The sequence below is a fragment of the Simplicispira piscis genome, from assembly GCF_054783455.1.
On record NZ_BAAGQN010000031.1, the window covers coordinates 25,033 to 34,672 of the forward strand.

Here is a 9,640-nt window from a genome sequence, read left to right on the forward strand (position 1 = left end):
TCCGCTGTGGTCGCTATATGAACGCATCCATCGTCTCCGCAAAAACAAACACTCGGCACCCATCGGCCGCAAGTGCAGTGTTGCGGGCTGCAAGCCGCTGCGCATTAACGCTTGTTAACGCGCCCCATCTTCTTGGCGCCAGCCACGGCGCCAAGCCCTTTACACTGGCGCGCCGCTCGCAGCCCAACACGTACTGCCGAGCACAATGGAGTTCCGATTTTTTCTATCCCTTCTTTTTGTTTCAAGGACAACCCGTGCGCATTTCTTCCGCCCTTGTACTCGTCGGCCTGCTGGCTACCCCCTTCACCTCTGTCCAGGCTGCAGACCCCACCACCACGGCCAGCGGCCTGGTTTATGAATCGCTAAAAGACGGCAACGGCGATTCGCCCAAGGCCACGGACACCGTCAAGGTGCACTACAAGGGCACGTTCCTGGACGGCAAGGAGTTCGACAGTTCGTACAAGCGCGGCGAACCCACTGAGTTCCCGCTCAACCGCGTGATTCCCTGCTGGACCGAAGGCGTGCAGCGCATGAAACCCGGCGGCAAGGCCAAGCTGACCTGCCCACCCGCCATTGCCTACGGCGAGCGCGGTGCGGGCGGCGTGATTCCGCCCAACACCACGCTCAACTTCGAGGTCGAGCTGGTTTCCGTGCGCCGCTGATCCTTGCACTTGCAGGCCTGCGCGGGCGTACACTCGCCTGCACAGGCCGCGGCCTCGCTGCGCGGGGACATCTACCGAGGCCGGAGCCCCTTCGCCCATGAGCCTTCCTGACCTGTCCTTTCTGCTGCACGCCCAGTCCCCGCGCGACGGTCCGGGTGATACCCCCTCGCCAGAGCCCAGCGCGCCCGATGAAAGGATCGCATTGCAGCCCCAGGAGGCCCTGCCCGGGCTGATCGCCGAGCTGCGTGCCTACCAGGCAGAGCTGGAAGCGCAAAACAAGGTTCTGCAGTACAGCCAGGCTGCCGCCGAGAGCGCATCCGAGCGCTTCGAAGCCTTGTTTTCCAGCGTACCGCTGGCGCTCATGGTGCTGGACGAATATGACGTGGTGGTCCAGGCCAATGCCATGGCACACCGTTCGTTCCAGCCCACCGAGCAGGATCGCCCGCTCACGGCACTCATGCCATTCCTGCATGCCCGCGATAGCAGCCGGGTCCAGGACGCCTTTCACACCGCACGCCACCAAGGCCACAGCGAGGTGACCGAGATCGTTTTTTTGATCGGTAGCGAAGGGCACATTACGGGCGACCTGCACATTGCCTGCATCGAAGTGGCCCAGGAAAGCGACGCACCAGTGCACCAGTTTTTGTGCGCCGTGATCGATCAAAGCCCGCTGCTGGCCGAGCGCCAGGCCTTGCAAGAACGCAACGAGCAACTGCACGCCAGCGAAAAGCGCCTGGAAGCCGTCATTAACTCTGCCCTGGACGCCATCATCTGCGTGGACCAGCACCAGCGCATCACCGTTTTCAACCCCACGGCAGCGGCGCTGTTCCAGTGCAGTACGAGCGACGCGCTGGGCAGCCCACTGGGCCGATTTCTGCCCGACGCGGTGCAGGCCCTGGGGTTTGCCCAACTGGCCACCCAGGCCCTGCTGGGCGAGATGACCGCACGCACGGCGGCCGGCCGCGAACTGGCGGTCGAGGTGAGCGTGTCCTTCGAGCGCCATGCCGAAGGAGAAACCACCACGGTCTTTGCGCGCGACCTTACCGGCCGCAAGAAGGCCGAGGCGCACCGCACCGAGCTGGAAGCCCAACTGCGCGAGTCGCACAAAATGCAAGCCATCGGCACAATGGCCGGAGGCATTGCGCACGACTTCAACAACATCCTGGGCGCCATCCTGGGCAACGTGGAACTGGCCAAGGCCGACTGCGGAAGCCAGTCTCCAGTGCTCGAGAGCCTGATCGAGATCGAAAAAGCCGGCCGCCGCGCGCGCGACCTGGTGCGGCAAATCCTGACCTTCAGCCGCAACGAACCGCCCCGGCGCACAGCCGTCGCGCTGGCTGAGGCCATGCATGACACCGAGCGCCTGCTGCGCGTCACCTTGCCCCCCACGGTCGAGTTGCACATGGATCTACCGAGGGACATGCCCCCGGTGCTGGCCGATCCGACCCAGGTAGAGCAGGCCTTGCTCAACCTGTGCACCAACGCCATCCACGCACTGGGCACGAACCGGGGCATCGTGCAGGTAGCCGCTACCCCTGCCCGTCCAGACCAGCGCCTGTGTGAACGGCTCGGTGTGGCGCCCGGCGACTATGTGGCCATCACCGTGCGCGACAACGGCCCTGGGATGGATGCCTCCACGATTGAGCGGGTTTTTGAACCCTTCTTCACGACCAAGCCTGTCGGCCAAGGGACGGGGCTGGGCCTGTCCGTCGTGCATGGGGTGATGGGCAACCATGCCGGAGCGGTCGATGTGCAAAGCACACCGGGCAAGGGCACCCTTTTCACCCTGTACTTTCCGGCGGCCATGCCCTCGGCGCAGACGCATGCCGGCACCGAACCGGCAACGCCGCCCGTCACCACAAACATCACCGCATCCGCCATGCCGCAGCGCAGCCGCCATGTGATGTACGTGGACGACGATCAGGCACTGGTTTTTCTGGTGCAGCGCCTGCTGCGGCGGCGCGGTTACGAAGTCAGCGGTTTCACGGATCCCCGCGAAGCCGCTGCAGCCTTGCGCGCCGCCCCGCAGAAGTTCGATCTGCTGGTCACCGACTACAACATGCCTGGCTATTCGGGCGTGGATCTGCTGCGCGAGGTGCGCGAGATCCGCGCGGACCTGCCGGTGGCACTGGCTTCGGGCCATGTCACCGCCGAGATCGAACACAGCGCGCTGGCCGCAGGCGCCCGCGCCCTGATCCACAAGCCCAACGACGTGCAGGAGCTCTGCGACACCGTAGACCGGCTGGTCAATGGCGACGCCTGAGAGCCTGCCGCTGACTGCGGGCGAGGTGGTCTGCATGCATGCCGATGCAGAGATTCTCGTTCTGGACAAACCAGCAGGCCTGCTGTGTGTGCCCGGGCGTGGCCCGGACAAGCAGGACTGCCTGAGCCGCCGCGCCCAGCAACAGTGGCCCGAAGCGCTCATCGTGCACCGCCTGGACCAGGCCACCTCGGGCCTGGTGCTGATGGCCCGCAGCCCCGAGGCACAGCGGCGTCTGAGCCGGGCGTTCGAGTTGCGCCAGGTGCACAAGCGCTACCAGGCCATCGTGGCGGGCCGCATGGAGGCTTTGCCAGACGGTGCCTGGGGCAGCATTGATCTTCCCATTGCCGCAGACTGGGAACGCCGCCCGCTGCGGGTCATCGACTCCACCACCGGCAAGCCCAGCCAAACCCGCTGGCAAGTTATGACGCACGATGCAGCGGCTGACACCTCGCGCATTACGCTGGAACCCGTGACCGGTCGCACACACCAGTTGCGCGTGCACCTGGCCGCTGTCGGCCATGCCATCTTGGGCGATGCCCTGTATGCAGACCCTGCCGTCTGCGCCAGGTCACCCCGCTTGCTGCTGCATGCGACATGGCTCGCCTTCGAACACCCCGCCACAGGCCAGTGGATGGAGTTTGCATCGCCTGCGCCATTCTGATGCGGGTGCCATCCGGTTCCTGTGCAGGCGCTGAAAGCACCGGCGTTTTCCCCGTGCGCCACCACTGAAGGGCCGTGGCGCAGCGCAGCGCGTTGCGCGGCAAGAGGGGTACCATAGGGTCATGTCTCAACACCTCACCATCCTGACGGGAGCCTCGCGCGGCATGGGTTTGGCCATGGCGCACCAGTTGCTGCAACCCGGGAACACGCTGCTGTGCATCTCGCGCACCGCCAATCCCGTTTTAGCCCGTGAAGCCGCGGCCAAAGGCGCCACGCTCCTGCAATGGGAGCTGGATCTGACCCATGCCGAACCGGCCGCACAACAGCTGCGCGACTGGTTGCAGACAGCCACCGCAGACCGTTTTGCCAGCGCCACCCTCATCAATAACGCAGGCGTGATACCGCCTATTGCCCCTCTTTCGGCCAGCGTGCCGGGCGACTTGGCAGTGGCTTTGCGCGTGGGGCTCGAGGCCCCCATGTTGCTGTGCGCAGCATTCCTGGGTGCCACGGACGACTGGAACCTGCCCCGCAAGGTGCTGAACATTTCCTCAGGCCTGGGCCGCCGCCCCATGGCGTCGCAGGCGGCCTACTGCGCGGCCAAGGCTGGCATGGACCATTTCACGCGCTGCATGGCGCTGGATGAAGAACGCAAACCCCACGGCGCCCGTGTTTGCTCTCTGGCGCCCGGCGTGATCGACACAGACATGCAGGTGCAACTGCGCTCGGCCCACCCGGATGCTTTTCCGGATGTGCAGAACTTCGCACAGCTCCAGCGCAGCGGCATGCTCAGCAGCGCGCACGATGCGGCCACCCAGGTTCTGGGCTGGCTCAATCGGCCCGACTTCGGCACCCAACCCGTCGCTGATGTGCGGGACGCCTGAGCCGCAATCACTTTGTTTTTGATAGCTACTCGCGCTTACCCATATTGCGTTAGACCCATTTTTTACCTTAAAAGGATTGAACCATGACCCGTGAAGTCGTCGTCGTCAGTGCCGTGCGCACCGCCATTGGAACCTTTGGTGGCAGCCTTAAAGACGTAGCCCCCACCGAACTGGGCGCACTTGTCGTGCGTGAATCGCTGGCGCGCGCCAGCGTGGAAGGCAAGGATGTGGGGCATGTGGTGTTTGGCCATGTGGTCAACACCGAGCCCAAGGACATGTACCTCTCGCGCGTGGCAGCCATCAACGGCGGCTGTGGCGAAGGCACGCCTGCGTTCAACGTCAACCGCCTGTGCGGTTCGGGCCTGCAAGCCATCGTGTCGGCTGCACAAAGCATCCAACTGGGCGATGCCGATGTAGCCATTGGCGGCGGCGCCGAGAACATGAGCCGCGTACCCTTTGCCAGCCTGAACATGCGCTGGGGCGCCCGCATGGGCGACACCAAGATGGTGGACATGATGATGGGCGCGCTGCACGACCCGTTCCATAACATCCACATGGGGGTCACAGCCGAGAACATCGCCGCAAAATGGGGCATCACCCGCGAAGACCAGGACCGTTTGGCCGTGGAGAGCCACAACCGCGCCGAGCGCGCCACACAAAACGGTCTGTTCAAAGACCAGATCGTGCCCGTCACCCTGAAGAGCAGAAAAGGTGACGTGCAGTACGCCACCGACGAGCATTTCCGCCCCGGCGCCACCATGGAAGACCTGGCCAAGCTCAAGCCTGTTTTCCTCAAGGAAAACGGCACGGTGACCGCTGGCAACGCCTCGGGCATCAACGACGCCGCTGCCGCCGTGGTGCTGATGGATGCCGATACCGCCAAAGCGCGTGGCGCCAAGCCCCTGGCGCGCCTCGTGGCCTATGCCCACGCCGGCGTAGACCCCAAGTACATGGGCATTGGCCCAGTGCCCGCCACACAGCTGGCACTCAAGAAAGCGGGCCTGACGGTGAACGACCTGGATGTGATCGAAGCCAACGAGGCCTTTGCCGCCCAGGCCTGCGCCGTGACGCGCGACCTGGGACTGGACCCAGCCAAGGTCAACCCCAACGGCTCGGGTATTTCGCTGGGCCACCCCATCGGCGCCACCGGTGCTCTCATCACCGTCAAGGCTATTCACGAACTGCAGCGCATCCAGGGCCGCTACGCGCTGGTGACCATGTGCATTGGCGGCGGCCAGGGTATTGCGGCAATCTTCGAGCGCATCTGAGCGCCCCATGCCTGCAACCCCTCCACCCACTGACGATTCGCCCGCGAGCCTGCGCGCCCCGCGGCTGATCGCTTTGGGCGCTGCACTGGTGGTGCTGGCGCTGCTGTATGCGGCCTTTGCCGCACGCGCGCAGCCAGCGCGGCTGCTACCCGCGCCCGCAGGGCCTGCAGCAATGGGGCTGCAAAGTGCTGCGCACGCCAGCGTGGTGCTGGCGGGTGGGTGCTTCTGGGGGGTACAAGCCGTTTTTCAGCACACGCGCGGAGTGCTCAATGCCGTCTCGGGCTATACCGGCGGCACACCGGAACAGGCCAACTACCCGGCGGTCAGCAGCGGGAATACCGGCCACGCAGAGGCCGTACAGATCACCTACGACCCGAAGCAGATCACGTTGGGAGAGGTCTTGCAGGTTTTCTTCTCGGTCGCGCATGACCCCACGGAACGCAACCGCCAGGGGCCAGACCTGGGGCCACAGTACCGCTCTGCCGTGTTCTACACGGACGACGCCCAGCGCAATGTGGTCCAAGCCTATATCGCACAGCTCGACGCTGCCGCCGTACTGGGCGCCCCCATCGCAACCGAGGTTGTGCCGCTCACCGCGTTTTACCGTGCCGAGCCGGGGCACCAAGATTACGCAACCAGCAATCCTCACGCCCTCTACATTGCCACCTACGATGCGCCCAAACTGCGCAATCTGCAGGCATTATTACCAGAGCGCTATCGGGAAACCCCCGTGCTGACCGACGCCGTGGGCACCCCCTAAAAAAGGCGCCCACGGCGCCTTTCTTCAAGATGCCAAGGTACGGCGATCAGTCGCGCACCACCAGCACAGGCACACGCACCAGTCCCAGAACGCGCTGCGTCACACTGCCCAGCACCAGCTTTTCAATACCGCGACGACCATGGGAGCCCATGACGAGCAGATCGGCGCCGGTGCTCTCCAGCGCACGCGAAATTCCTTCCTGCACCGCATGGCCCTCGCCCACCACGGTATTCGCCTGCACCCCGGCATCCAGCATGGCCATCTTCGCAGCATCAAGTGCCGTATTCGCCTCGGCCGTCGCGGCGCTGAGGTACTGGGCCTGGCCGTAGGCAAAATCAGCACCCACGCCCGTGAAGGGATACGGATCGATCACATACAACACCGTCACCGCGCTACCAAAAGCCTTGGCCAAACCTGCTGCCTTGGATACCGCGAGCATGGAGGTGGGTGAACCGTCCACAGGAACCAGAATGTGCTTGAACATCGAAACTCTCCTTGGGTTGATGAAAACAGGTTGCGCCCTGATTCAGGCAGACGCGCATGGCTGGTTTCAAGTGTAGCGCGAGCCCCCTCCTCTGGCCATGATCTGCATCCACAACCGCCTGAATAGCCAACACCATTGCCCCGTAGAAGATAACGCCACAGGCGCCGGAAGGCGCTATCGATAATAGCTCTGAAATTTGAATAAAAACAGGCTCTAACGCTTATTCAGCAAGCGTTAAATGCTCTTATTTTTATAGTCATTGAACGCCCATCAGCCAGCGCAGGAACACCGCAGGGCGGGCGGCATTCAGCGAGCCCGACAGAGATCGCACAAGAGCCCCAGCAAAACCCCCATGAGCAAGGCCCATGCGTGTAGCATGGCAGCTATCCACAGCCCCGCACCGCACCTGCCATGCCCCACGAACGCCGCCATTTCATTCGCGTGCACTTTGATGCACCGGCCTTGCTGGCCACGGCAACCAATACGCTGAGCGTGCAGGTGCTGGACTTGTCGCTCAAAGGCGCCCTGGTATCCCTTCCGCCGGGCACCGCGCTGGAATCAGGCACGCTGTGCCAATTGACCGTGCCACTGACCAGCACCAGCGACCACATCGCCATGTCCGTCGAAGTGGCCCACATCGAAAACCATTGCGTCGGCCTGCTGTGTCGCAGCATCGACCTGGACAGCGTGACCCACCTGCGCCGCCTGATCGAATTACAGCTGGGCGCGCCTTCACTGCTCGAAAGGGATCTGGCGGAGTTGACTGCACCCCTGCCGTAACGCCTGTCAGCGCCCGTTGCCACGGGTCGCAGGGATCAGGACGCGGGCGCCTCGGCCTCCTGCAAGGCTCGCCACATCACTTTGCCACTACCGCTTTTAGGGAGTGCGTCCACGATCTGCACCGTGCGCGGCGCCTTGTAGGCAGCCATGTTGGCACGGCACCAGTCGATGATTTCCTGCTCAGTCGTCTCTTGGTGGGTGCTGCGCAGTACCACCACCGCCTTCACGCTTTCGCCACGGTAGGCATCGCGTGTCCCAATCACGCAGGCTTCTTGAATAGCGGGGTGACCAAACATCAAAGCCTCGACTTCGGCGGGCCAGACCTTGAAACCCGACGCATTGATCATGCGTTTGAGCCGGTCCGTCAAAAAGAAGTAGCCATCGGCATCGACATGGCCCAAGTCTCCCGTGCGAAAGAAACGCTTGCCGTCCCTTTCAAAGAAGGCGGCCTGCGTAGCGTCGGGCCGGTTCCAGTAACCTTCAAAAACTTCAGGCCCATGAACGACGATTTCCCCCTGCTCTCCCATCGGCAACTCAGCCAGGGTGTCGGGATCGACCACGCGCGCTTCGGTGCTCATGAAGGGAATCCCCAGACACTGCTGCTTGGGTGCGTCGGGCGGGTTCGAATGCGAGGGCGCAGCAGTTTCCGTCAGACCGTAACCTTCGGCATAGCGCAAACCATACTGGTCCAGCAAGCGCTGGGCCACAGCCTGCGGCATGGCGGCACCCCCACCGCCGATGTAAACAAGGCTGCTGAGGTCGTATTGCGCAAAATTCGGGCTTCCCAGCAAATCGATGATCATCGTAGGCACATTGGTCCAGTTGGTCACCTTGTGGCGGGAAATCATGCGCCCTGCAAGATCCCTGTCCCAACGCGGCATCAGCACCAGTGTGCCGCCACTGTAGATGGTGGTGTGCATCACGCTCACCATGCCAGTGATATGAAAGATGGGCAGAACCGCCAGCGCGACGTTTTCGGATGACCCCGAGCCCCATAGCGCACTGGCAATGGCGTTGTGCATGATGCTGCGGTGCAGGTGCATGCATCCTTTGGGAAGGCCGGTCGTACCGCTGGTGTAGGGCAGGATGGCCAGATCGCGAGCACCCACCGCATGCGCGGGTGCAGGCAAAGTGCAGGCCAAAGCCTTCTCCCAGCGCAGCACTTCGCCACCAGCCAGCGCAGGCAAGGCATGCGCTGCGGTCAACCAGCTTATCCAAGCGGCGGGCGGCGCATCCTCACCCTGTGCTGTGGGGTCAAAGGCATCGGTGTAGTGCGTGACCACCAGATGCGTCAGGCCCTGCCCTGCCGGCAAGGCATTGCTGGCTGCTGCCAGTTCGCCCGCCAGATCAGCCGTGGTGATGGCTACACGCGCCTGCGGGTCGGTAATGTAGTGCTTGAGTTCCTCGGCGCGGTTCATGGGGTTGACCGGCACCACCACGGCATTGGCACGCAGGATGGCAAAGTGGGCCATCACCAATTGCGGGCAGTTTTGCATGCACAAAACCACCCGGTCCCCGCGCTGCACACCCAGTGCATGCAGCTGGGCCGCCAATCTTTCAGCGCCTTCGGCCAGCTGGCGATAGCTGATCGCAGCGCCAAAAAACACCAACGCTTTCTTCTCCGGGTAGCGCCGAGCGTTGACGGCCAGGTTATCCCACAGAGATGTCTCGGGAACAGTGATTTTTTCAGGAAGACGGGCGGGCCAGAAAGCATGGTGCGGACGCATGAAAAACTCCTTTGTCCGGCAGTCTAGGACGACACCCCACCAACCTTTCGCGGGTTTGCACTAGGATGCTGTCGCCTGGGGGTCAGTGAATCGCCCCGGGTTTTGAGGAGGCTCTTTTCTCTGAGAGGATTGAGCCATGAAGAAGTCAAACAAGT

The 9,640-nt window shown here is 63.3% G+C and carries 9 protein-coding genes; 7 read left to right on the top strand and 2 right to left on the bottom strand.

From position 1 onward, the window contains the following. Positions 1–287 precede the first annotated feature (287 nt). The 6 genes from ACYVOC_RS18065 (at position 288) to msrA (ending at position 6,494) form a co-directional block, all read left to right on the top strand. A complete protein-coding gene (locus tag ACYVOC_RS18065) occupies positions 288–662 on the top strand; it encodes an FKBP-type peptidyl-prolyl cis-trans isomerase (protein ID WP_461162699.1) in 375 nt (124 codons plus the stop codon). 97 nt (positions 663–759) lie between these two features. After that, the gene (locus ACYVOC_RS18070; RefSeq protein ID WP_461162695.1) at positions 760–2,925 is read left to right on the top strand and encodes a PAS domain-containing hybrid sensor histidine kinase/response regulator; all 2,166 of its coding nucleotides are present in this window, start codon (positions 760–762) and stop codon (positions 2,923–2,925) included. Beyond that, positions 2,912–3,586: an RluA family pseudouridine synthase gene (locus tag ACYVOC_RS18075; protein WP_461162696.1), complete on the top strand. Its 675-nt coding sequence runs from the start codon at positions 2,912–2,914 to the stop codon at positions 3,584–3,586. Before ACYVOC_RS18070 ends, ACYVOC_RS18075 begins: the two co-directional genes overlap by 14 nt. 121 nt (positions 3,587–3,707) lie before the next feature. After that, a complete protein-coding gene (locus ACYVOC_RS18080) occupies positions 3,708–4,466 on the top strand; it encodes an SDR family NAD(P)-dependent oxidoreductase (RefSeq protein ID WP_461162697.1) in 759 nt (252 codons plus the stop codon). 83 nt (positions 4,467–4,549) lie between these two features. Next, entirely contained in the window at positions 4,550–5,734 is a 1,185-nt protein-coding gene (gene bktB, locus ACYVOC_RS18085) for a beta-ketothiolase BktB (protein WP_116003660.1), read from the top strand. Between the two features lie 7 nt (positions 5,735–5,741). Continuing rightward, on the top strand, positions 5,742–6,494 hold the full coding sequence (msrA, locus tag ACYVOC_RS18090; protein WP_116003659.1) for a peptide-methionine (S)-S-oxide reductase MsrA: 753 nt from the start codon (positions 5,742–5,744) through the stop codon (positions 6,492–6,494). Between the two features lie 46 nt (positions 6,495–6,540). On the opposite strand, the gene ACYVOC_RS18095 is transcribed toward msrA, so the two are convergent. Next, positions 6,541–6,978: a universal stress protein gene (locus ACYVOC_RS18095; protein WP_116003658.1), complete on the bottom strand. Its 438-nt coding sequence runs from the start codon at positions 6,976–6,978 to the stop codon at positions 6,541–6,543. Between the two features lie 411 nt (positions 6,979–7,389). Here ACYVOC_RS18095 and ACYVOC_RS18100 point away from each other — a divergent pair, with 411 nt between their 5' ends. Beyond that, entirely contained in the window at positions 7,390–7,758 is a 369-nt protein-coding gene (locus ACYVOC_RS18100) for a PilZ domain-containing protein (protein ID WP_116003657.1), read from the top strand. Between the two features lie 35 nt (positions 7,759–7,793). Here the strand turns inward: ACYVOC_RS18100 and ACYVOC_RS18105 are convergent, their stop codons facing one another. Further along, positions 7,794–9,485 carry a long-chain fatty acid--CoA ligase gene (locus ACYVOC_RS18105; RefSeq protein ID WP_461162698.1) on the bottom strand — a complete coding sequence of 564 codons (1,692 nt, stop codon included), beginning with the start codon at positions 9,483–9,485 and terminating at the stop codon, positions 7,794–7,796. Positions 9,486–9,640: the final 155 nt, after the last annotated feature.

Bases quoted from the DNA above. Each gene is read 5' to 3' on its own strand.
- ACYVOC_RS18070 (WP_461162695.1), top strand. From the start codon at position 760: ATGAGCCTTCCTGACCTGTCCTTTCTGCTGCACGCCCAGTCCCCGCGC.
- ACYVOC_RS18080 (WP_461162697.1), top strand. From the start codon at position 3,708: ATGTCTCAACACCTCACCATCCTGACGGGAGCCTCGCGCGGCATGGGT.
- ACYVOC_RS18075 (WP_461162696.1), top strand. From the start codon at position 2,912: ATGGCGACGCCTGAGAGCCTGCCGCTGACTGCGGGCGAGGTGGTCTGC.
- bktB (WP_116003660.1), top strand. From the start codon at position 4,550: ATGACCCGTGAAGTCGTCGTCGTCAGTGCCGTGCGCACCGCCATTGGA.
- ACYVOC_RS18100 (WP_116003657.1), top strand. From the start codon at position 7,390: ATGCCCCACGAACGCCGCCATTTCATTCGCGTGCACTTTGATGCACCG.
- msrA (WP_116003659.1), top strand. From the start codon at position 5,742: ATGCCTGCAACCCCTCCACCCACTGACGATTCGCCCGCGAGCCTGCGC.
- ACYVOC_RS18095 (WP_116003658.1), bottom strand. From the start codon at position 6,978: ATGTTCAAGCACATTCTGGTTCCTGTGGACGGTTCACCCACCTCCATG.
- ACYVOC_RS18105 (WP_461162698.1), bottom strand. From the start codon at position 9,485: ATGCGTCCGCACCATGCTTTCTGGCCCGCCCGTCTTCCTGAAAAAATC.